Source organism: Tolypothrix sp. PCC 7712, assembly GCF_025860405.1.
GTDB lineage: Bacteria > Cyanobacteriota > Cyanobacteriia > Cyanobacteriales > Nostocaceae > Aulosira > Aulosira diplosiphon.
Genome location: NZ_CP063785.1, coordinates 1,645,955 through 1,668,521 on the forward strand (window position 1 = coordinate 1,645,955; position 22,567 = coordinate 1,668,521).

At 39.6% G+C, this 22,567-nt stretch carries 17 protein-coding genes; 6 read left to right on the forward strand and 11 right to left on the reverse strand.

Annotated elements, in window-relative coordinates:
- The first annotated feature begins 2 nt into the window (after positions 1–2).
- The 4 genes from HGR01_RS06635 to HGR01_RS06650 all read left to right on the forward strand — a co-directional run bounded on the left by HGR01_RS06635 (position 3) and on the right by HGR01_RS06650 (position 7,019).
- Complete coding sequence (locus HGR01_RS06635; protein WP_045869229.1) at positions 3–1,163, forward strand: endo-1,4-beta-xylanase; 1,161 nt, start codon at positions 3–5, stop codon at positions 1,161–1,163.
- A gap of 201 nt (positions 1,164–1,364) precedes the next feature.
- Positions 1,365–3,578: a GumC family protein gene (locus tag HGR01_RS06640; protein WP_045869228.1), complete on the forward strand. Its 2,214-nt coding sequence runs from the start codon at positions 1,365–1,367 to the stop codon at positions 3,576–3,578.
- Positions 3,579–4,107: 529 nt separating this feature from the next.
- A complete protein-coding gene (locus tag HGR01_RS06645; protein WP_045869227.1) occupies positions 4,108–4,860 on the forward strand; it encodes an IS5 family transposase in 753 nt (250 codons plus the stop codon).
- 542 nt (positions 4,861–5,402) lie between these two features.
- A complete protein-coding gene (locus HGR01_RS06650) occupies positions 5,403–7,019 on the forward strand; it encodes a DUF1565 domain-containing protein (protein WP_045869226.1) in 1,617 nt (538 codons plus the stop codon).
- Between the two features lie 230 nt (positions 7,020–7,249).
- Here HGR01_RS06650 and HGR01_RS06655 read toward each other — a convergent pair whose 3' ends face one another.
- The 4 genes from HGR01_RS06655 to HGR01_RS06670 form a co-directional block, all read right to left on the reverse strand.
- Positions 7,250–7,807 carry a sugar O-acetyltransferase gene (locus HGR01_RS06655; RefSeq protein WP_045869225.1) on the reverse strand — a complete coding sequence of 186 codons (558 nt, stop codon included), beginning with the start codon at positions 7,805–7,807 and terminating at the stop codon, positions 7,250–7,252.
- A 212-nt stretch (positions 7,808–8,019) separates the two neighbouring features.
- Positions 8,020–9,303 carry a diguanylate cyclase domain-containing protein gene (locus HGR01_RS06660; protein WP_045869224.1) on the reverse strand — a complete coding sequence of 428 codons (1,284 nt, stop codon included), beginning with the start codon at positions 9,301–9,303 and terminating at the stop codon, positions 8,020–8,022.
- Positions 9,304–10,235: 932 nt separating this feature from the next.
- The gene (gene folB, locus HGR01_RS06665) at positions 10,236–10,604 is read right to left on the reverse strand and encodes a dihydroneopterin aldolase (RefSeq protein WP_045869223.1); all 369 of its coding nucleotides are present in this window, start codon (positions 10,602–10,604) and stop codon (positions 10,236–10,238) included.
- Between the two features lie 36 nt (positions 10,605–10,640).
- Complete coding sequence (locus HGR01_RS06670; RefSeq protein ID WP_264265690.1) at positions 10,641–10,829, reverse strand: hypothetical protein; 189 nt, start codon at positions 10,827–10,829, stop codon at positions 10,641–10,643.
- Between the two features lie 96 nt (positions 10,830–10,925).
- On the opposite strand from HGR01_RS06670, the gene menD reads away from it, so the two are divergent.
- The gene (gene menD / locus HGR01_RS06675) at positions 10,926–12,683 is read left to right on the forward strand and encodes a 2-succinyl-5-enolpyruvyl-6-hydroxy-3-cyclohexene-1-carboxylic-acid synthase (protein WP_045869221.1); all 1,758 of its coding nucleotides are present in this window, start codon (positions 10,926–10,928) and stop codon (positions 12,681–12,683) included.
- Positions 12,684–12,745: 62 nt separating this feature from the next.
- Here the strand turns inward: menD and HGR01_RS06680 are convergent, their stop codons facing one another.
- A complete protein-coding gene (locus HGR01_RS06680) occupies positions 12,746–13,573 on the reverse strand; it encodes a DUF2887 domain-containing protein (protein ID WP_045869220.1) in 828 nt (275 codons plus the stop codon).
- Positions 13,574–13,713: 140 nt separating this feature from the next.
- On the opposite strand from HGR01_RS06680, the gene menB reads away from it, so the two are divergent.
- Positions 13,714–14,547, forward strand: coding sequence for a 1,4-dihydroxy-2-naphthoyl-CoA synthase (menB, locus tag HGR01_RS06685; RefSeq protein ID WP_045869219.1), 834 nt, complete (start codon positions 13,714–13,716; stop codon positions 14,545–14,547).
- Positions 14,548–14,766: 219 nt separating this feature from the next.
- Here menB and HGR01_RS06690 read toward each other — a convergent pair whose 3' ends face one another.
- From HGR01_RS06690 to HGR01_RS06715, 6 genes are all read right to left on the reverse strand, one after another.
- On the reverse strand, positions 14,767–15,081 hold the full coding sequence (locus HGR01_RS06690; RefSeq protein WP_045869218.1) for a hypothetical protein: 315 nt from the start codon (positions 15,079–15,081) through the stop codon (positions 14,767–14,769).
- Positions 15,082–16,148: 1,067 nt separating this feature from the next.
- Positions 16,149–16,949, reverse strand: a complete 801-nt coding sequence (locus HGR01_RS06695) for a peroxiredoxin-like family protein (RefSeq protein WP_045869217.1) — start codon at positions 16,947–16,949, stop codon at positions 16,149–16,151.
- A 180-nt stretch (positions 16,950–17,129) separates the two neighbouring features.
- Entirely contained in the window at positions 17,130–17,405 is a 276-nt protein-coding gene (locus HGR01_RS06700; RefSeq protein WP_045869216.1) for a hypothetical protein, read from the reverse strand.
- A gap of 450 nt (positions 17,406–17,855) precedes the next feature.
- Complete coding sequence (locus HGR01_RS06705) at positions 17,856–19,361, reverse strand: MFS transporter (RefSeq protein ID WP_045869215.1); 1,506 nt, start codon at positions 19,359–19,361, stop codon at positions 17,856–17,858.
- Between the two features lie 313 nt (positions 19,362–19,674).
- Positions 19,675–20,859: a LeuA family protein gene (locus HGR01_RS06710; protein WP_045869214.1), complete on the reverse strand. Its 1,185-nt coding sequence runs from the start codon at positions 20,857–20,859 to the stop codon at positions 19,675–19,677.
- A gap of 442 nt (positions 20,860–21,301) precedes the next feature.
- On the reverse strand, positions 21,302–22,150 hold the full coding sequence (locus HGR01_RS06715) for a DUF4231 domain-containing protein (protein WP_081583946.1): 849 nt from the start codon (positions 22,148–22,150) through the stop codon (positions 21,302–21,304).
- Between the last annotated feature and the right edge of the window lie 417 nt (positions 22,151–22,567).

Consider the following 22,567-nt stretch of genomic DNA (forward strand, 5'->3'; position numbering starts at 1 on the left):
AAATGGTAAGAAATAGGATGCTGAATAGAAGAGGATTCTTGTACTTAGGCTTAGGAACAGCGGCAAGTATAGGTGCTTTGACAATTAGCAAAGCAATGCCCCCAAAGAAAACTATACCTGTATCGCCTTTACGCAGAGACTTTCAGGTAGTAGGACAAACTCCTTTAAAAATCCGTGCTGCTAGTAAGGGGTTAATTTATGGGGCAGATTGCGGCACTTTAAATTTAGAAGCAGAGCCAGAGCTAGCAAAACTGCTGGTCAGAGAATGCTCAATGTTAGTTGCTGGCTTTCTTAAGTGGGATTTACTACGTCCAACTCCCGATAGTTTTGATTTTAAGCGGGGCGATTGGTTCGCCAAATTTGCACGCAATAATAAGATGTTGTTGCGCGGACACACTTTAGTATGGTACATGTCTTTGCCTGCTTGGTTTAAAGAGACAGTTAACAAGCAAAATGCCAAGCAGTTTTTGACACAACACATTCAAAAAGTGATGGGTCATTATGCCGGACAAATGCATTCTTGGGATGTGGTCAATGAAGCGATCGCAGTCGAGGATGGATACTCTAGAGGTTTGCGAAAGATGCCTTGGTTAGAGTTTTTGGGGCCAGATTATATTGAAATGGCTTTTCGGATTGCAGCCCAAGCAGACCCCAAAGCTCAATTAGTATATAACGACTATGGGCTGGAATATGACACTCCTGAAAATGAAGCGAAAAGGAATGCCGTTTTAAAGTTACTCGAGCATTTAAAATCTAGAGAAGTCCCAATTCATGCCTTTGGCATTCAATCTCATCTGTTAGCTCATGAAACTCGCTTTAATCCTCAAAAATTACAAAAATTCTTGAAAGAAGTGGCTGACTTGGGTCTTAAAATCATGGTGACAGAGCTGGATGTCATAGACCAAGAATTACCTGCGGATGTGGCTGTTCGCGATCGCATAGTTGCTGCAGCTTATGAAGATTATCTAGGTGCAGTCTTAGAAGTACCAGCAGTTAACACTGTGATCAATTGGGGATTGAGCGATCGCCATACTTGGCTGGCAGAATTTCAAGCTCGTAAAGATGGCGCAGCAGTCAGACCCTTAGCCTGGGATGCTGACTTCAAACCGAAATTGGCATGGAATGCGATCGCCAGAGCTTTTGACAAAGCGCCTAAACGCTAAGTTTTAGTATTTTTACTGAAACCAATAACAGCTCTTATCAATAACTTCATGGTTTTTTAATCTAATTAGTATATACTACTGATACTAATTAGATAGTAGTCTTAATTTAAATAGTAATATTTAACGCCCATATCCAGTAAGTAGTTGTTTACTTCATTGCCTTGAACCTGCACTTTTGAAAACTTTTTGTTGGGATGAGCTATGGAATCAAGAGAATCTATTGATTTCGACTTGAGTCGTTATTTATCGATGGTGAAACGGCAATGGATACCGGCAGCCAGTATCTTTGCATCGACAGTGGCTCTTAGTGTTGTCGCAACAACATTGCTCAAGCCATCCTATGAAGCAGAAGGCAAACTATTATTTAAAACACCCACTTTTAATGTCGTGGGATCTGAACTCTTACCTAGCGAAAGTCAAGCTAGAGGGGACTTAAGACCTTTAGTATCAACTCAGAACCCGATTACTACTCAAATAGAAGTAATCACTTCACCTTTGTTGTTGCAAAAAACCATAGATGAACTACAACTAAAAAACAAAGAAGGTAAACCTTTAACACCAGAAGTACTCAAAAAAGCCCTAAATATTAAAATAATTGGTGGCACAGATGTGTTGCTAGTTAGCTATCAAAGTCCTAACCCTCAAGAAGCGGCCGCAGTAGTTAACAACGTGATGAATCTCTACTTAGAGAATGATATTCTCACCAATCGCGCCGAAGCGGAAGCAACACGCAAATTTATGGCTAAACAACTTCCTAACAATAGAAGTGCTGTTCAGGATGCGGAAGCGGCGCTCCGCATATTTAAACAAAAATATAACATCGTAGATTTGGCAGAGGAGACGCGATCTGCAGTTGCAATTATTGGCAATTTAGACAGTAACATTAACGGTGTTAAAGCTGACTTCGATCAAGCAACTGCTCAAACTAATGAACTGCGTCAAAAAGTAAATTTAAATTCTCAAGAGGCTCTTTCGGCAAGTGCTGTCAGTCAGTCACCTGCGGTACAAGGAATTCTCACTCAACTGCAAGACATAGACAGACAATTAGCCAGCGAACGCAGCCGATTCTTAGATGATAATCCAGTAATTATTAACTTAGAACAAAGGAAAACTAACTTACAAGCTCTCCTCAAACAAGAAATTGGCCAAACTGGTGCTGGGCCAGTCAATTATCCACCAAAAACCCTACAAATAGGGGAAACCAAACAAAACCTCATTAGAGATTTTCTGCAATCAGAAGTTCAACGTCGAGGTTTAGAACAAAAACTGACTTCGTTGTACAATTCTCGCTCTGTTTACGAACAAAGGGTAAGAATCATACCCCAACTAGAACAACAACAAAGGGATCTAGAAAGGAGATTGGAAGTTGCCCAATCAACCTACCAAACTCTCTTAAAAAAGGTTCAAGAATTACAATTAGCAGAAAACAATAATACACCAAATGCTCGAATCATTGCTAAAGGTTCTGTCCCCATCAAACCAACATTAGGACTGAAACCTTTCATTTTGGTGCTAGGTGTTTTATTAGGTGCATTTTTAGCCACCACTGCTGTCATCTTCTTAGAAACCAGAGATAGATCTCTGAAAACACTGAAGGAAATCAGAGAAATATTTGGTTATACCTTATTAGGCATAGTACCCTCATCTACGAAAAAGATTCGCTCTCGTTATCGCGAAACAGAGATAGCTACTCAAGAAATTGCAGTTATCGATTCACCTAGTTCCTTAACTAGCGAAATTTACCGGATGATTCAGGCTAATCTGAGATTCCTGAGTTCAGATAAGGTACTCAAAACCATTGTGGTGAGTAGCGCAGTTCCCAAAGAAGGTAAATCTACAGTTTCCGCCAACTTAGCAGCTGCGATCGCGCAATTAGGACGCAAAGTCTTATTAATTGATGCTGATATGCGAGTTCCGACACAGCATCATCTCTGGCAAATTACTAATACAGCGGGTTTGAGTGAAGTACTGGTAGGTGAAGCTGAATTCAAAACGGCTGCATCTAACGTCATTGAAAATCTAGATGTCTTAACAGCTGGGGTTAGACCTCCTAATCCATTAGCTTTGTTGGATTCTAAACGGATGGCGACATTAATTCAAGAATTCTCTAATCAATATGACTTTGTCATTATTGATGCTCCACCTCTATTGTTGGCTGCTGATGCTGTGACTTTAAGCCACATGACTGATGGCATTTTACTAGTGGCTCGTCCCGGGGTAATTGATTCTAACAGCGCTAATAATGCCAAAGAATTGTTACAGCGCTCCGGTCAAAATGTCTTAGGTTTATTAGTGAATGGCATCAATGAGAAAAATGAGTCTAGCAATGATTTCTATCATGCTAAAGAATATTTTAGTGCTGACACAGTAACAACGGAATCTGGAGCTGGAGTCAGAACTTGGAGCCAGAGATAATTCAATAACTAAAAAACCTAGTTAGTTATCAAGAAATCTCAGGGGTTTGCACCTCTGGGATTTTTTATTTTGGGAAGGTTTTGGATAGCACCTAAGAGGTTGTTTGAAAAGTCGGGTAGTTTGTAAAAAAACTCTCTCAGTGTAAGCTGCGAATAGTGAAAGACACAGCACCGAGAGAGTGACATGAGTAAAGCATACCCCAGCAACTTGACCCATGTTCAATATGAACTTATTAGCTCATCGTTCGCGTAATCGATTCTGAAAATAAAGAATTCATCAAAATGGTTAAAAGGCTTACAACAAAAGGATTAATCGCATCAAACTTTTATCCATATACCCTTTAGAGGCGTGGTTAGTTCACAGTGCGATGACGGTGCGATCGCACCGATACATTCAGATTCCTACTGAAATCTTTGAGGGAAATCGGGTAAGTGTAAGCTTTCTATTCTGATTACCAAAACCAAAGCTATATATAGTAGGAATTTCATGGTTTTTTGGGAATTAATTATTTCCGATTTGGATTACGCGAATGGTGAGTATTAGTGATTTAATTCCAGAACCAAAAAGAGGTGGTCGTCCTCGCGAAGTTGAGATGTGGGAAGTCCTCAATGCCATCTTTTATATCCTGGTAGAAGGAGTGAGATGGCGAGCCTTACCAGGCGACTTTCCTCCTTGGCAGACAGTCTATACATATTTTCGCAACTGGCGTAAAGACGGGACGTGGTTGAACATCCACGACCATTTGCGGGAGTGGACGAGAATCGATATTGAGCGCCGCCCGAGTCCATCAGAGGCAATCATCGATAGTCAAAGTGTGAAAACTGCTGCAATGGTACATAAAGCCGTGGGCTACGATGCAGGCAAGAAAATTAAAGGGCGCAAGAGATTCATAACAGTCGATACCTTGGGTTTAGTCTTGCGGGTCTTGGTTGCAGCTGCCAATGTAGGTGAGCGTGAAGGAGGTAAAAAAGTTCTCAAAAGAGTCAAAAAATCTAAAAACCAAGTATCTCGATTGACAACCATTTGGGTCGATGGCGGCTTTGATGGGGAACCGTTTATGCAGTGGGTAATGAATTTTTGTCGTTGGATTGTGCAGGTTGTTCTGCGACCAGAACAAACCAAGGGCTTTACTGTACTTAAAAAACGGTGGGTCGTTGAACGTACTTTTGGATGGTTGATGGGATGCCGGCGACTAGTCAGAGACTATGAGCTATTACCCGAAACATCGGAGACGTTTATCTACCTTGCCATGATCCGAATTATGGTTCGGCGATTAGCATAAAATTTAACTCCTCAAAACTTTTCAAACATCCTCTAAGACTGATCGGTTAAGGGCAAAAGGGTAAGGGTGAAAGGTTTCCCCTTACCCCAAACCAAATTAAGAGTTTAAAATCTTTAACCGAGCAGTATTGGGATAGTACCTTAAGAATTAACGATTTGTCTGGGGTTATCTACAAAACTTCTGATGAAGAGAAGGAATATCATTGCTGAAACCCTACTTTGGTTAAAAAATATTACTGATTTTTCATTGATGTTTTGGCGAAAAGATAAGAAAACATAATTTTTGTAAGCGCGATCGCCTCCACCTATATTCACTAAAAATTCTGGCAATACTTTCTACCAAAGGTTTTTAACTACGAAAAACAAGCATTTACAACTACCCTGTGTGCTGTATCCAGTTAAAATCAAGCAATTATTTTTCTAGATTTTTGCGGAATGTATCATCATAGGCTGGAAGTCAATGTTGCGATTTAATCTTTAGGAATTGCTACCTAGTTCAATAGTTAGCGCTAGTATATCTATGTCTTTTTTCGCAGTATAAATATGGTGCAAAATTTTTACGTAAATCCAGGGACAGGCAATGATAACAACTCTGGTACTCAACAAGCCCCCTTTAAAACTATTACCAAAGCTCTCAAAGTTGCTACTCCAGGCACCAAAATTCAACTGGCAGAAGGTACTTACAATGCAACTACTGGTGAAGTTTTCCCGCTAACTGTGGCATCTGAGGTAACGGTAGTAGGTAATGAAGCCAATAAAGGTAGCGGTATTTTAATTGAAGGTAGTGGTAACTATCTCAGCCGTACTTTTGCAGGACAAAATGTCACATTTGTGATGCTGAATGGGGCACAACTGCGGGGTGTAACTGTAACAAATCCAGCTAGTCGTGGTTCTGCTGTCTGGGTAGAATCTGGTAGACCAACAGTTGCAAATAGCACGTTTACTCAATCTAAGCGTGAGGGAGTGTTTGCGACTGGCGATGCTGATCCAGAGATACTCAGCAATGTGTTTTCTGAAAATGCTGCTAATGGTGTTTCTATAGCGAAAAATGCTAAAGGGCAAATTCAAGGTAACACCTTCTTCAAAACAGGTTTTGGCATTGCCATTAGCGATGCAGCTGCACCCACACTCATAGATAACAAAATATCTGAAAATCGCTCTGGAATTGTTATTTCTGGGACAGCACGCCCTATACTACGTAATAATTTCAGCGAAAAAAACACTGATGATGGTCTAACAGTGATTGCCAGCGCCTTACCAGATTTAGGCAACGCTATTAGTCCTGGGGGTAACGTCCTACGCAACAACGGTAAATTTGATTTGCAAAATGCAGGTAGCAATAAATTGATATCTGTAGGAAATCAAATCGACCCAACTAAAGTCAGCGGTAGCATAGAGTTCGCAGCGAGTCCGGTGACACCAACACCAACGCCAACGCCAACACCCACACCAACGCCGACACCCACACCAACGCCGACACCAACCCCAACGCCGACACCAACCCCAACGCCGACACCAACCCCAACGCCGACACCAACCCCAACACCAACCCCAATACCAGTCCCAACACCAACACCTGCACCTACTGACTTAACCGATATTGGCAATCATTGGGCTGCTGCTTTTATTCGGGAATTAGTAAAACAGCAAATAGTTAGCGGTTTTCCCGATCGCACATTTAAACCTGATGCGACAATGACTAGGGCGCAATATGCTGCCTTATTAGTCAAGGCTTTCAACCCATCTCCCAACCGGGCTGCTAGCAAATTTAAGGATGTACCAGCAGACTTTTGGGCAGCTAAAGTAATTCAACAAGCATACCAAGGTCTGTTTTTAGCTGGTTTTCCTGATGGGACTTTCCACCCCAATCAAAATATCCAGCGCGTGCAAGTTATCGTCTCGTTGGTGAATGGGCTGGGGTTATCTGCGGATGATACAACATCTTTCCAATTTGATGACCAAGCTAAGATTCCTGACTATGCCAAGGATGAAATAGCAAAAGCATTAGACAAGAAAATTATCGTCAATTACCCCAACCCCAAACAACTCAACCCTACCCGCGATGCTACACGCGCTGAGGTAGTGGCGCTAGTTTACCAAGCTTTAGTCGATGCCGGTCGTGTAGCGGCGATTAACTCGCCTTATATCGTTAGTGCTTGATGTCTTGAAACTACCCTCACTTGAGTGACGGGGATTCTACATTCACAGACTCGCCGATCAATTTTTTTTAAGGGCACGGCATCCACAATATTTTGGCATATCAAATATATGACTGGTGCTGTGCCCTACCCATCTGTTGCGTTCTTTTTTCCAAATTGTCTAATTTTAGATTTTAGATGTGAAATTTTAAATCTTCTAAAATTTTCAATCATCTAAAATCCAAAATAGATTTATAGTTCCCGGATAATGCGGCAAGGATTACCCGCAGCAACTACATTTGCTGGTATATCTTTGACTACTACACTTCCTGCACCAATAGTAGTATTTTCACCAATTGTTACACCAGGACAAATAATTGCACCACCGCCAATCCAGACATTATTACCAATAGTAACTGGGGCAGCTAGTTCTCTACCAGAAAGCCGAATATCCGGTGATGTGGGATGGTAAGCAGCGTATATTTGCACATAAGGGGCGCACAACACATTGTCACCGATATGAACTGTATTGCAATCTAAAATTACACAACCATAGTTCATATAAAATCCATCGCCAGCATAAATATTACTGCCATAGTCACAATGAAATGGCGGCACAATAGATACTTTTTTCCCTATCTTCCCGAATAATTCTTGCAAAATTTGTCGTCTTTGCTCTTGTTGTTCTTCTGTTGTAGCGTTGTACATTCGTAAGAGACGACTGGCTCGCTTGTTATCACTTGCTAATTCTGCATCTTCTGCAAGATATAATTCGCCGGAGAGCATTTTCTGCTTTTCTGTCTTTTCCATAACAGAATTTTTAGATCTCCTCAAATAGGATTGATAGCATAGGGAAAATTCAGAATTATTTTAGATTTTCCTCTTGACTTGGCAATCATAAGCTTAATTGCTTATAAGTACTGTAGTCATACCAATGCTGTCCTATTCATAACTAAATAGAGAGTTACCCGACAACTAGCTAATGGATGATTGTGGCACAGGCTACTATCTATAACAGTCGATCAAAATATTCCATAACGCGCCTTTCCCTGACGTTTTGCACGGTACATAGCAATATCAGCATCACGGAGTAGATTTTGTGGTTCGTCATAACCATGACCGCTCAAAGCAATACCAATGCTAGCTGTGGGACATATTTGATATCCATTAATGTTGAGTGGGATGCTTAAAGATTCTTGAATACGTTTGGCTACATTGGTAGCGTCCGTAACATCTTTGATATCCTCTATCAGTACAGCGAACTCATCACCACCAAACCTGGCTACGGTGTCACCACTACGCAAACATGACTCTAAGCGGCGCGCGATCGCTACTAAAAAATCATCTCCTATGGAGTGACCAAAGCGATCGTTAATTCCTTTGAAGCCGTCTAAATCTAAAAATAAAACGGCAAAATTGTAGTCGTTCCGCCGTTTGCTACGTTCGATTGTTTGTCTGAGGCGATCTATAAACAAAACTCGATTGGGTAGCGCAGTCAGTGCATCATGACAAGCATTCCGCAACAGTTGGGCTTCTATTTGCTTGCGTTTAGTAATATCCTGAAGCACTAAAACCGCACCACTAATGTTTCCATCCAAATCACGGATGGGTGCTACACAATCACCAATCGGTACTTTTTTCCCATCCTTGGCCAGCAGGGTGCAGTTGTCTGGGAGATTTAAAACTTCACCTGCTTGGATTGCCTGTGTAGCTAAATTATCTATTATTACTTCATCCATATCTTTATCAATTAGGCTGACAACTTCTACTAAATCCTTGCCATAGGCTTCTTCTTGCTTCCAACCTGTGAGTGCTTCCGCTACGGGATTCATCATTTGGATACGGCCATTAGCGTATGTCACAACTACTGCACAGCCCATGCTATTAATAATTGCTGTCAGCCTTTGTCTTTCCTCCTCAAATTTCCTGCTGATTTGGTGCTTGTAAATAGCCATTTCCACAGCAAAATGTAAGTCTTTTTCAGCACATTGTTTCGGAATATGACCGAAAGGCTCACTTAGTTGCTGTTGATGTAATTTAATTTCTTCCGAATAGTCCGTTAAATATAAAACGGGTATGTGGAAGTGGTTTTGGATAATATCCACAATTTTGATACCATTGATTTCCCTTGCTAAACAGATATCAATTAATACTAAATGTGGATTTGTCTCTGCTACTTTCTGGAGGACATCATCATCTGAAGCAGTAATTTCTGGAACGGAATATCCTAACTTCTGCAAACTATTTCTTATGTCTAAAGCTAGGAATTTTTCATCTTCAACAACTAGGATTTTGTGGTCGAACATGTTAGGCTAATCTGTTGGCTAAGGTTCCGATTTTATTTTCAGTCTCTACTCACTCTGAAAATTAATAATCCTATGATAATCAATCTCTAATCTACCTGTGTAGTTGCTTGACTAAAATAATCACTAAGTTTTCAATCATTGTCTTTTGCTTTTACTGATACAGTTAATATCCAGTTCATAACTCAAGATACAATTGAGAAATGTAAATTACCATACAATTACAAAAAACCAAAGACATATTTTAGAAATTGAGAAATTCTTAATAATTAAAAATTACTAAAAATGCAATATATACGTACGGTTACAATTTACTTACAGGTTAATAAAATTACTTTTGAATAAAACAATATAAGTAATTGCGAGATATATCAAGTCAATGCAAGCATTCTGGCGCTCTCTTGCTAAATAGACTTGTTTTTTTGATACAGTTTTTAATTATTAGTTAACTATAGGAAATAAGGCTTTTAAATTACTGAATATATAACTTTATTAATGTATAATAGTACACATTAAATTTATATAGACGTAAAAGATAAAGCCTGAATTGCTCATTTTAAATAGTTAATAGATAAATTGCTGGATGTATAAAATAAATAGATAAAAAAATATTACTTAAAACATCCGGAAAATCTGATGCCAGGCATGATAAAAGATGAGAAATAAAACTAGTTAATGGCGAAAGCCTTTAATTGCAGAATTTTTATGTTAACTGCTGGCACAAAAGTAGCTAGCAAAAAGCCCTACCAATGAAAAAATTGTCAGCACCATGTATGGCGAAGGGACACATTAGGATAAATCATTAAAAATTCCCTAAAACCATAAAAAAAATCTATAGCAGTCCTAATTGACTGAGTAAGAAAAAGAAGCAACTCAACTAAGATATTGAGAAACAGATTTTGCTCACGTTTGACTTTGGACTGCCATAGTAAGTTTTAGGTAATAGCTTGAGTTTTTGTCAGTTCAATGCTAATTTTTCCGCCAAAGTCTGGGATAGGTGCAGCAGGTTTACTGAGTGTTACTTGAACTTGAGTAACACGATCGCAATCTTGGAGGATAGAGTCTGCAATTGTACCAGCTAACTTCTCTACTAAAGCAAACTTGGATGACTTCACGAGATGTTGTACCAAGCTGATCACACTGCGATAATCTAGAGTATCTGCGATCGCATCAGTTTGAGCAGGCTTGCTCAGATCCAACCATAACTTAACATCTACTTCAAACCATTGTCCTAATACCTGTTCTTCAGGTAAATACCCCGTGTAACCATAGGCTCGAATTCCCGTTAAATGAATGCAGTCCATAATCTCAGCGCGAAATTTGCATTTTGGATTTTAACGTTAGTTTGGGGCATGGGGCATGGGGCATTGGGCATTGGGTAATTGGTAATGGGTAATTGGGTATTTGTTATTTCCCCTCATCTCCCTCATCCCCCTAATCTCCCTAATCTCCCTCATCCCCCTAATCTCCCTCATCCCATCTCCCTCATCCCCCTCATCCCCCTCATCCCCCTCATCTCTCTTCTCCATCACTCAGCACTCAATAGACTCATAACCCTGAAAAATATGCAAAAATGCTATGGCGCTGGTTACCAACGCTGCTAACTTATAGCTCTGTTTGCTTGAATGCCGATCGCCTGTAAAAATGTTAATCAACTTTGGGCTGATATCTTAACGGAGACGCTAAAGCGCCTGGGGTTGACTTGTGCTGTGATTTGTCCAGGTTCACGTTCTACACCGCTAGCAGTCGCCTTTGCCCAGCAGAAGCCTGATATTGAAGCAATTTCAATTTTAGATGAACGGTCTGCGGCTTTTTTTGCTTTGGGACAAGCTAAAGCCAGTGGTAAGCCTGTAGTACTCGTATGTACATCTGGTACTGCTGGGGCTAACTTTTATCCGGCGATTATTGAAGCTAGAGAAAGCCGCGTACCTTTGCTGATATTAACTGCCGATAGACCGCCAGAACTACGAGATTGCCATTCTGGTCAAACGATAGATCAGGTGAAATTATATGGCACTTATCCTAACTGGCAAACAGAGTTAGCTTTACCTTCCCCAGACATCGGAATGTTAGCTTATCTGCGACAAACAATCATCCACGCTTGGGAAAAATCCCAAACTCCTAGCCAGGGGCCAGTACATCTAAATATTCCTTTGCGCGACCCCCTAGCACCCATTCCCGATGGAACTGATTTCAGCTACTTAGAATCCCAATTTCACCCAGAAGAATTTTTTGCAGCCGTCACCAACCCCATCCCATTCCCCATTACCCATTACCCATTACCCATCCCCTCAGAATGGCAACAATGCGATCGCGGCATTATTATTGCTGGTATTGCTCAACCAAAACAACCACAGCAGTATTGTAGAGCGATCGCTCTACTTTCCCAAACTCTTAAATGGCCAGTCTTAGCCGAGGGACTTTCCCCACTCAGAAATTACGCCGACCTCAATCCCTATTTAATTTCTACCTACGACCAGATTTTGCGAAATCCCCAACTAGCAAAACAGCTAGCACCACAAATGGTAATTCAAGTAGGAGAAATGCCTACAAGTAAAGAACTGCGTAATTGGATAACTAGTACACAACCGCAACGTTGGGTAATTGACCCCAGTGACCAAAACCTTGACCCCCTGCATGGGAGGACGATTCATTTGCGGATGAATATTGAAGATTGGGCGACAAGGGAAGAAGACAAGGGGGAAAAATCTTTCGCTTCTCTTCCTGATTACTTGCAACTGTGGTGTCAAGCAGAAACGCAAGTCAGGGAGGCTGTTGATCAAACTTTGGCGAAAATGGAAGATTTGTTTGAGGGTAAAGCCGCTTGGTTGCTTTCGCAAATTTTACCGCCTAGAACACCGTTATTTATCGCCAACAGTATGCCTGTGCGCGATGTAGAGTTTTTTTGGAAACCAAATAATTTAGCAGTGCGATCGCATTTTAACCGAGGTGCAAATGGTATCGATGGTACATTATCTACTGCTTTAGGAATGGCCCATCGTCATGACAGCAGTGTAATGCTAACTGGGGATTTAGCACTGTTGCATGACACCAACGGTTTTTTAATCCGTAATAAATTTGTCGGACATTTGACGATTCTGTTAATTAACAACAATGGTGGTGGAATTTTTGAAATGCTACCCATTGCGAAATTCGACCCACCATTTGAAGAGTTTTTTGGCACTCCCCAGGATATTGATTTTGCCCAACTGTGCGCTACCTATGGTGTAGAGCATCAATTAATTACTTCTTGTCCGCAGCTGCAGCAAAAATTAAACCCACTTCCAAATCAGGGAATTAGGGTTTTAGAATTACAGACAAATCGTCAAAAAGATGCTTTATGGCGACAGCAGAATTTGCCTAAATTGGGAATGAATATCTAGTGAAATGCTATGAGTGCGATCGCGCTTCTTTTGGCGACTTTGCGTGAGATTTACCCTCTTGCTTAATCTTGTAACCACCCTTCCAAATCCGCAAGAGTAGAAAAATCCAACAAAGCATCAGCTAAAGCTTCCAACTGTTCCAGCGATAATGCGTGAACTTGAGACAGCAGAACATCTGGAATATTACCCAATCGGCGGTTTAATAATTTGATGATTAGCGATCGCGCTTCTATTTCACGTCCTTGTTCTTTCGCGTCCCGAATAGCCCGTGGTTCTTCTTCCAAATTCAATCTCAACATTGCTTCAATATCCTCCCGGCTCAAGGTAGAAAACTTGTAGAGTAGAATCGTCGTTATTAAATCTATTATTGCTTGCTCTGACTGTTGCTGTGCTTGCTCTAGCAAATATCGCCCTGCTTCCACTGTTTCTGCTTCAGAGGTAATATTTGTTAGCAACATTAACCCAATTGCCAAAGGTTTTTGTCGTAAATCCCCCAACTCATCCAGATAGACTCGCCGGACTTGATTACTCTCCAACAAAGCACGGTGAATTGTAGAATTCGTGGGTTCAAGACTGCGAGACGGAAAAATTATCACTCCAAACCAGCCATCGTAACGGATGGAGTGGCGGTAGAGAAACAAAAATAATTCGCTAAAGAAGCGGTGATATAGGTCTTCATCTTTTTGAAACTGCACCTCCGCAAAAAAGACTACTTTGGAAGCAGAATTGTCAGGGGGTAAAAATACTCCATCAATCCGGAAAGCTGTTTCTTTCACCTCAACCGATTCAAATTGATAGTTAGCTGCATCTTGTGGTGGTGAGTCTACCAATTCAAACAATAATCCTGGAAATTGCTTGAATAATTTGTAAAAGATGGAGTCTCGGCGCATTTTTCTACAGCGATTTAATTACCAGCCCTGATTGTAAAGGTTGGAGAGACTAATTTTAGCGTAGGCGTAGCCTATCGCAGGTATCGCTTGTCCCTTGGTCTGCGATAAAATTCTCAAGCACAATAGCCGACTTCATAGCAATGCAAGTTAACTGGCAAACTGCCAAAACCTACGAAGATATTCTGTATCAAAAAACGAATGGTATTGCCAAAATCACCATCAATCGTCCCCATAAACGTAATGCTTTCCGCCCCAAAACAGTCTTTGAACTGTATGATGCTTTCTGTGATGCCCGCGAAGATACAACTATTGGCGTAGTTTTATTTACAGGAGCAGGCCCACATACTGATGGTAAGTATGCTTTTTGCGCGGGTGGTGATCAAAGCGTCCGGGGACACGCGGGTTATGTAGATGATACTGGTGTCCCGCGCCTAAATGTGCTGGATTTACAACGCCTGATTCGTTCCATGCCAAAAGTGGTAATTGCCTTAGTAGCGGGATATGCGATCGGTGGTGGCCATGTCTTACATTTAATTTGTGACCTAACGATTGCGGCTGATAATGCCATTTTTGGGCAAACAGGCCCCAAGGTCGGCAGCTTTGATGGTGGGTTTGGTGCTAGCTACCTCGCCCGCATCGTTGGGCAAAAAAAAGCCCGAGAAATTTGGTTTCTCTGTCGTCAATATAATGCCCAACAAGCCCTAGAAATGGGTTTAGTAAATACCGTTGTCCCAGTAGAACAATTAGAAGCGGAAGGGATTCAATGGGCACAAGAAGTCTTAGAAAAAAGCCCTATCGCTATCCGCTGTCTCAAGTCAGCATTTAATGCTGATTGTGATGGACAAGCAGGTTTACAAGAACTCGCTGGCAATGCCACTCTACTGTATTACATGACAGAAGAGGGTTCTGAGGGTAAACAAGCATTTTTAGAGAAGCGTCCCCCAAATTTTCGCGATTTCCCTTGGTTACCATAAAAATGTAAAAATCGCACCTTTAACCAAGGTGCGATTTTTTTATAAGTTAATCGATTGTTACAAGACTAAAAATTTTAAAGGTAAATCTTAAGTTTCACACAGAATACAAACTTATACCAAATTGGTTTAACTATTCAGTCTTACCAATCCTACATATAAAATCCAAAATTGGTATTAGTCGGGGAATATATAGATGACTGAAAGATAGCTAAAAGATAGCTAAATTAGCACTGTCTCGGTTCTTGCTTGTTCAGCATTACAGATAGCAGTTACCTCAACCGGAATAATATTGGTAGGTTCCAACTCTGAAGGTAAATTTCCACCTGGAACTACAACTGGGGTAGCATCTGGTAGACTCCAAGCATCTTCTAAAGTTTCCCAAGAAGGCGCAAACGGTGGTAGTGCCAAAGAACAAGCTTTCCAGCTTCCTTGAACTGGTGCGCCTAACTGCTGACACATTCCACCACGGCGACCTTCGGGATTGTAATGGCGACAATATCTACAAGCAGATGTCAAAAATTTATTAGGTTTCATGTGAGTGCTTCTTTTATTTAATATTGCGGTCTAAATTTATTTGTTTATATTTTCCTTCTATATAGAAAACCTGATTAATGCCATAAGTGATTATGGTGTATAGGTTTTAGCGATCCCAAGTAAAAAATTAATTTCAGGATATTTTTATAATTTTGTTATATATTTACATGATCGTTAGAGTGTAGACATGATAAATTTTGACAAAAAACCATTGGGGATCAACGCTAAAATTAAAAGGATAAATTTTAGCTATTCTTTCATTTCATCCTTAAGGTATAGTATTTAAGATAGATCTGTCTTGCTATTTCTCATCCTTTTGGCATAGTTCGACTCCAAAATTTCTAGTCAGGCAACAACTAGAACTATTGGGGTAAATAGCTGCAAAATCAGTCAGAGTCTATTCGGTTTAATAAGATAGTCAGCCAGTAGTTTTGATAGTTATGGTTTTTTATGGCTGAGTTCGTTTAAAGTCAAATCAAAAGAGCATCAAGTTAAATTTACTATGGCAAGTTTTAGAGACCCAAGCATATCAGGAAAACTCTCAATAGTTAATTTAGCAATGACTTTAGATGTGAGTTCTAAATTAAAAATAAAATTTCCTACGAGTAAGTCATAGTAGTTGGAATTTGGTGTATTTCAAAATTTTGAGCAATTGCTCTGCATTAGTTTCCTTTTGCTGCAACTACTCTAAGAGGGATTTTTAAAGAAAAAACTGGATTTCAAAGCGCTTCTATATATTTGAATCAATTTTATTAATCCCAATTTCTGAGCAAATCACACAGAAATATGTAAAGAAAAATTAAGCGATCGCAATCCAAATAGAAATTAGAAAAATTAAAACCTATATATAGTAGGGGACTAGATAGGCTCACATCTATATAGTTATTAAAAAATGGGTGAGTAATTACTATAGTTTGCAGCCCATAATAAGCTTCTTTACTCTAGTGTTCAAGTCTTTTTTTAAGAATCTTCAGCCAATACTTGTTGGTTAAAGGAAAAAAGGGGAATGGAAAAAGGAAAATAAAAACCTTTAACCCTTACCCTTTAACCTTTCCCCCATCTGTGTATTAGTTCTGTGTTGAAGTCAAGCTATCTGTTGCGATCGCAGATAAAAATGATAGGGGCTGACTCATATTTACAGCAAATCCCAGAATTCCCGGATCTCGATGTTCGTAAAGTAACTGGCCTTTGCTATCAAACAGAAAAGTTCCCCCACGCTGAGTTAAGTAGGTAGAATTAGGTACGTAAGTCTGCCAATTGCTGAGAACTTCCACCATATTCCGTAGGCGGAGAGTAGCTAATTCAAAGGGACGTTGAAACCCACTACCACCAGCTAATTTGAAAAATGAGCCTTTAAAAGCAGGTAGAGGAGTACCTTGAATAATTTCATCATCTTCAATCAGTTGCGGGGCTTGGCGATCGCCTTTGTATCCGCGAAAAACTTCTCTTAGGGTTCCTGGACTGCCAAACCCTGCACACATTAATATGAGATTTAGCCAAGCTTTCCCAGTAACCGAAAATCCAGGTAAACCAAGATTCAGCCCAGAATAAAGTTTTAGTTGCTTGTGTAGTTCTGCGTTTGGTTCAACAAATAAATTTTGGGGTGGAAATCCCGTATATTCACAGAATTTTGTTCCAGAAGCGCGATCGCCAATTCCCACTGCACGAATGGCGAGTTTTTCAGGAGGCAATTTTTTAGCTTCGCGCTGTAACCACCACGCATATTCAAGACTGTCAAAATCCCCAAGTTGTGGACAGACTAAAATAAGGATATGTGAGGCGCGATCGCAATTTTCTAGCAGGGGTCTGGTTATGCCATCACTAACACGCTGAAGTTCGGTCTGATGAAAAATATTGTAGGGATTCATTCAAAGAAATCAACTGCTATTTAGTCATCCAAATTTTAGTCTAATTAATGATAATTTTCGTCTATAGAACTCATATTTGATTGTTGAAGCTCACGTAGGATGCGTTAGCGATAGCGTAACGCATCCGCACCTAATGACAGCGATTAGCAGCTATCTTTAATTGCACCGCTACACTTACAATCAATAGTAAATTTGCCAAGCAATAATACCAATTAATACTACAAGACCTAATGCTCTACGAAAATAATTCACGCCTTGAAATAATTCTAGCCAAGCCCAAGTAAACGATGCGCCATTAGCCACTACATTTAATACTGTATTAATTGGGTCGCTTGTCAATAGAAAAGATAGTAAACTCGCCACTATCCAGACAATCAATGGTAAGTTGGGCTTCTGAGCTATCACAATATTGCCATTGCTATCACGGAAGGTTTTATCAACTAATGTATTTTCCATAAATTTCTACTTTGTACTGTAAACACTATCTTTTACTAGCATTTAAACATTAGGATAAATTCTTTTCCATGCATCTAAATGCTGAGATAATAACCTTAAAATATATGCATATATGAGTATATTAAAAGGCATACATATACTACATTATTCACGCCTCTTTGATATGATGTACAAACAGGTAATACCAATTTAAATAATGTTGGCAACAGATAAATTATATGTAGGGGCACGGCACCATTAAGATAATGGAATATACCCAAATATTGTATATGCCGTGCCCATGCTACTAAATCCAGAAAGCACTTAATCGCTAATATTTAAGTTTAATAAAATACGTAAAAATTATCAAAAAAATAGAGTGAGCATTGCCCACCCTAAAACGCTAATAAAAAAGGTATTATTTTGGTTGATTTTAAATTTTCAATTTTGAATCTTGCAAAAAGTTTGACATTAAAATTTGCCCAAACGAATTTTTAATTCCCCAAAGGAGTTGACCTTTTTTTGTTCCAGCCACCACAAACCAACTGCCATCACGGTTGAAGCCATCAACAAAGCTGCAATGACACGAAAGGTAGCCTGTGTGCCAAAAACTAAAGCCTCCACAGGTGCATGGGTGACATCGATATTGGGTGTGAGTTGGTTACTAGCGATCGCCACTAAGGAGAATAAAGCACCAACAAGCGGTACACCTGCTGTCTGTCCTAATATCCGCGATAATGACAACAATCCGGAGGTAATCCCTAATTGTCCTTTAGGTGCGGCTCCCATAATGGCGCTATTGTTGGGCGATTGAAACATTCCTACTCCCAACCCATAGGGAATAATGCCCAAAATATAATTCGGTACAGTTAATTCTGTATCAAAGTTGCTAATTAGCAAACAACCACCAGCCATTAACACTAGGCCGATTAAGCTAATAATTCTGGGGCCAAAGCGGTCAGAAAGTATGCCAGCAATCGGTGCTGTTAGCACTATGAGAATCGGTGGAATTGCTAGTAATAAACTTGTTTTTTCTGTGGAATAATGCTGCACTAATTCTAGAAAAAACGGCAAGATAAATATTGCCCCTGCCATCACAAAATTGCCGATAAAACGTAGTGCTAAACCCAAGCTAATTTCTAGAGAGCGAAAAATTCGCAAATCTAACATCGGCTCTAATATATGGGCTTCCACAATTAAAAAGCAAGCTAAACTGATGACCGATAAAACCAAAAAAGTGATAGCTGTATGAGAGTTAAAACCTTCTCTTTGTAATAAAGTAATCCCGAATGTAAAGCAGGTTAATGTTAGGGTGAGAATTAGCGTGCCAATGGCATCGAAGCGCTGTTTTACAACACCAACTTTAGAAGGAGGCACTAAACGCGCTACCAGCAAAATGCCAACAATTCCAATGGGAACATTGACCAAAAAGATTAAGGGCCAACCCCCTAAACCAATCAGCAACCCCCCAGCTGTGGGGCCTAACATAATTCCTAACCCAAAAATTCCTGCCCTGATACCTAACCCTAATCCACGTTCTTCGGGGGGAAACACTTCTACAATCATTGCTGTTCCCAGTCCCGATATAAAAGCAGCGCCTAACCCCTGAAGTGCGCGAAAGGCAATTAAAACACCTACATTAGGCGCTAGTCCACAAAATAGCGAGCTGAGGGTAAACACTACTAGCCCAATAATATATAGTCGCTTCTTGCTCCACATATCGCCTAATTTTGCGGCACTCATCACAAAAATAGCGATCGCCAATAAATAACTTAAAACCACCCATTGAATGGTGGCAAAGCTAGTGTGGAGTGATTCCAGCATACTTGGCAGGGCCAGGTTAACTATATATACATCTAAGGCAAAGATAAATACGCCAATGCCAATGCCTAGCGTTGCCCACCATTTTTTAGATGCTTTTGTGTCTTGCCCTAGCTCATGTAATTCTTCTTCCTGGCTTTTTGACCTTACTAGCATGTTCTCTAGCTCACAAAATTATCCAAACTATATTCAAGGTTGAATTTCATATTTTACTACTTCATCATTTACAGCATTTGCCAGTGAGATTTTGCTAGCAATTATGCTCAGTTTTGTTAGTCTGTCAATAGATATATATAGGACTCATATTTGATTTTTGAAAAAACCTAAGTACACTTTTATTTCTTCTTCCCTGTTCCCCGTTCCCTGTTCCCTGTTCCCTCCCTACGCAAATAATTTCAGGAATCAAAGCGGATTCCTATATGAGCTAAAGCTGTTAACACTCAACTAAGTGAATCTGTGGCTATAACAGCTATTTGCCAATCCAATTAGTAATTAGCTCGCTCAAGGCACAACGATCTACAATTGCTGGTAGTTCTTTTTCTACATCAATAGGCGTACCTCTTTTAGCAATTTCTTTAATTTCTTGCAAAATCTTTGCTACCAAATCAGGATTTTCCGCTAATTCGGGTCTACCAATTTGCTGAATTGCTTGTTTAATGGCACTACGTCCCGACTGCGTACCTAATGCTACGCTACTTTTTAATCCTAAAATTTCGGGATTGAGGCTTTGATAAAGTTCCTCGTCTTTAGATACAGCTTTTACATGCAACCCTGCATAGTGAGTAAAGGCATTTTTTCCTAATATAGGTTGATGGGGAGGAATAGCAATATGTGAATGTTCACTAACTAACTCATATAAATCCTTTAAATATTTGAGATCCCACTTGGTATTTTCCTCACCTATATCTATTAAATTTATAAGTAATTGCGCTAAATCAACGATGCCAGTTCGCTCACCTAAACCCATCACTGTGACATCAATGATATCTGCATTAGCGCTATATGCATCTAAGGCATTTGCTAATGCTAAACCTCTATCGTTATGACAATGTACTTCTATTTGCGGATATAATTCACGTTTAGCTAGTTCAGATTTGAGAGTTTTTACATAATAAGAAATACTGCGATTTGGCAGAAATGGCGTTGTGTAGCCTGCCGTATCTGCTATGCTGATGATATTAGCTCCAGCCTGGACTGCGGCACTAGCAGCCTCAATTACATTCTCTATTTTTGAGCGAACAGTATCTTCTGGTGTATAGCGAATTAATAAATTATCTTGCTGCTTTCTGGCATAGCTAATAACTTCCACAATTTTATCTAGCGCTGCTGCTAAATTTAAATTGTAGTCAAGTTGTAGCCTTTTTTCCGAAACACTAAAAACAATACCTAAAAAGTCAATGCCACAATCTAGGCATTTGTTAACATTCTCAATGCTGCAAAGCGAATGAGCGCCTATTTTTGCTTTAATTCCAGCATGAGAAATTTTTGTTATAGCATTAGCAATTTCCCGATCAACTGCTGGATTTCCAGCTTCAATAATATCAACCCCGACTAAGTCTAAAAACTGTGCGATCGCCAGCTTGATCTCAGGAGAGAAGTAAACTCCAGGAGTTTGTTCTCCCTCTCTTAAGGTAGAGTCCAGAATCTTGATCATATCACCTATATATTTAGGGATTAAATTTTACTAATGGAGCTTTATTAGCTACTCAGTAATAGTCTATACTTATAACTGGTATATTTATGTCATTAATTCTGATAATTTCATCATCAAAACTTCAGTAGTTCAAAATTCAGCAATCAACTCTTGACTACACAATTATTGAATCTTCAGAACTAGTGAAATAAAACCCTAGTAGATAAATACAGACGGGAATAAAGATTAATTTATAGAATTTCTGAACTTTGTCAACTGGCTCGAGATTTTCTCTATTGCACTAGGATAAATCTGGTGTGTACTCACTAATTAAACTGATGTTACCAGAATTAGTGCCAGCTTCGTTAAATATAATCAGATTTTGACAAAATAAATTATCAGTCATCAGCTTTTATCGTTCACTGATAACTGATAAATTTTGACTTTTTGCTAGTCAAGATTACTATTTCGATGCAGTTGCTTCTGTCTTCTCTGACTGCTGAGGTTCATTTGATTGTTGCAACTGTTGAAGATGAATATTATTGACCTGCACAATAAAGTATTCTATGGCTTGGCTGGCTTGCAATTGTTGTTGACTAAAATCAGAAGCATCATAACAGCGATAAGGCTGAGTTATGCCCAAAATGAATTTTTCTTGTTCAGCTTCTAATAATTCAACTGCTGTATTAGCAGCAATCCAATTCTTTTGGAAAGGAAAAGAAGTCACAATACTAGCAACGATAGAAGCAATAGCGGGACAGATTACAGGAAGCCATTTTAGCCAAGCTTGTCCAGTTTCTAACTTATCTACAAGTACTAAAATTGGCGTAACACCAGATAAAATAACAGTCGCAATTTGCAAAATATAGTAAAGGTTTCTCGCCAGAGTCCGAGTTCTTTTATAATCTTCAATTAATGTTTGGCAATACTGTAAAGCCTTGGCTCTAGCGGGAGTTACAGAGTTGCGATCGCCTGAGTTATTATTGGCTGATAAATAATTATAGAGTTCAGCTTTTCTGAGGATATCAGATTGGTTAGTATTATTACTATATTCTTGAACAGCCTGTCTATTAATTAGAAATAGAAAAATTGCAATAATTAAACCAACTGACCCAGCAATGACCAGATTTTGATTATTTTGACCAAAAAAAATAATCATACCTGAGCCAGCAACTACGGCAAGTAGTAAATATTCTATCAGCTTCAAAGTTAACAACCTTTCCCGACCTGATGTAGAGAAAAAGCTTTCTAACTTATAGGAAATATCCCTCTGAGTTTTCTGCTCAAAATTAGTTATGTCAGAACTAGTCATAGTTTTGTACTCCATTAGTGATGAGGTAAATTTGCTGTAGTCAAAAAAAGAGTAGGTTTGTGGCTGCGTTGTTCTCTGCGAAACAGCTTTTACACCGCTAGCTGTAGTCGGTGAACAAAATAAACAGAACTCTAAATCTCATAAAAACTGAGCAATAGCGTCTCTGATTGCGATCGCCTGTTCTCGGATAGAGTATCTAATTTAACTGCTCATTCAAGATATTTCATGCAATTTTAGGTATTTAAAGACTGTACAGGTCTCAGTATTGTTGATATTTTTTACTTTTTACAATTGTAAAAATACTTATTTGCAATATCTTAATGATGTTGGAACTCGAGAGTACTCCCGATTGTTGGAGTTCGAGCCGAAGATAGGAAAAATCTCTGATATTAATCGCATACTATCGCCTGATGCAGT

Excerpts from the sequence above, each read along its gene's own strand:
- HGR01_RS06650 (WP_045869226.1), top strand. The coding sequence starts at position 5,403 with ATGGTGCAAAATTTTTACGTAAATCCAGGGACAGGCAATGATAACAAC.
- HGR01_RS06640 (WP_045869228.1), top strand. The coding sequence starts at position 1,365 with ATGGAATCAAGAGAATCTATTGATTTCGACTTGAGTCGTTATTTATCG.
- HGR01_RS06635 (WP_045869229.1), top strand. The coding sequence starts at position 3 with ATGGTAAGAAATAGGATGCTGAATAGAAGAGGATTCTTGTACTTAGGC.
- HGR01_RS06660 (WP_045869224.1), bottom strand. The coding sequence starts at position 9,303 with ATGTTCGACCACAAAATCCTAGTTGTTGAAGATGAAAAATTCCTAGCT.
- HGR01_RS06695 (WP_045869217.1), bottom strand. The coding sequence starts at position 16,949 with ATGAATCCCTACAATATTTTTCATCAGACCGAACTTCAGCGTGTTAGT.
- HGR01_RS06715 (WP_081583946.1), bottom strand. The coding sequence starts at position 22,150 with ATGACTAGTTCTGACATAACTAATTTTGAGCAGAAAACTCAGAGGGAT.
- HGR01_RS06670 (WP_264265690.1), bottom strand. The coding sequence starts at position 10,829 with ATGGAGAAGAGAGATGAGGGGGATGAGGGGGATGAGGGGGATGAGGGA.
- HGR01_RS06645 (WP_045869227.1), top strand. The coding sequence starts at position 4,108 with ATGGTGAGTATTAGTGATTTAATTCCAGAACCAAAAAGAGGTGGTCGT.
- HGR01_RS06710 (WP_045869214.1), bottom strand. The coding sequence starts at position 20,859 with ATGATCAAGATTCTGGACTCTACCTTAAGAGAGGGAGAACAAACTCCT.
- HGR01_RS06690 (WP_045869218.1), bottom strand. The coding sequence starts at position 15,081 with ATGAAACCTAATAAATTTTTGACATCTGCTTGTAGATATTGTCGCCAT.
- HGR01_RS06680 (WP_045869220.1), bottom strand. The coding sequence starts at position 13,573 with ATGCGCCGAGACTCCATCTTTTACAAATTATTCAAGCAATTTCCAGGA.
- HGR01_RS06655 (WP_045869225.1), bottom strand. The coding sequence starts at position 7,807 with ATGGAAAAGACAGAAAAGCAGAAAATGCTCTCCGGCGAATTATATCTT.
- HGR01_RS06705 (WP_045869215.1), bottom strand. The coding sequence starts at position 19,361 with ATGCTAGTAAGGTCAAAAAGCCAGGAAGAAGAATTACATGAGCTAGGG.
- HGR01_RS06700 (WP_045869216.1), bottom strand. The coding sequence starts at position 17,405 with ATGGAAAATACATTAGTTGATAAAACCTTCCGTGATAGCAATGGCAAT.
- folB (WP_045869223.1), bottom strand. The coding sequence starts at position 10,604 with ATGGACTGCATTCATTTAACGGGAATTCGAGCCTATGGTTACACGGGG.
- menD (WP_045869221.1), top strand. The coding sequence starts at position 10,926 with ATGCCGATCGCCTGTAAAAATGTTAATCAACTTTGGGCTGATATCTTA.
- menB (WP_045869219.1), top strand. The coding sequence starts at position 13,714 with ATGCAAGTTAACTGGCAAACTGCCAAAACCTACGAAGATATTCTGTAT.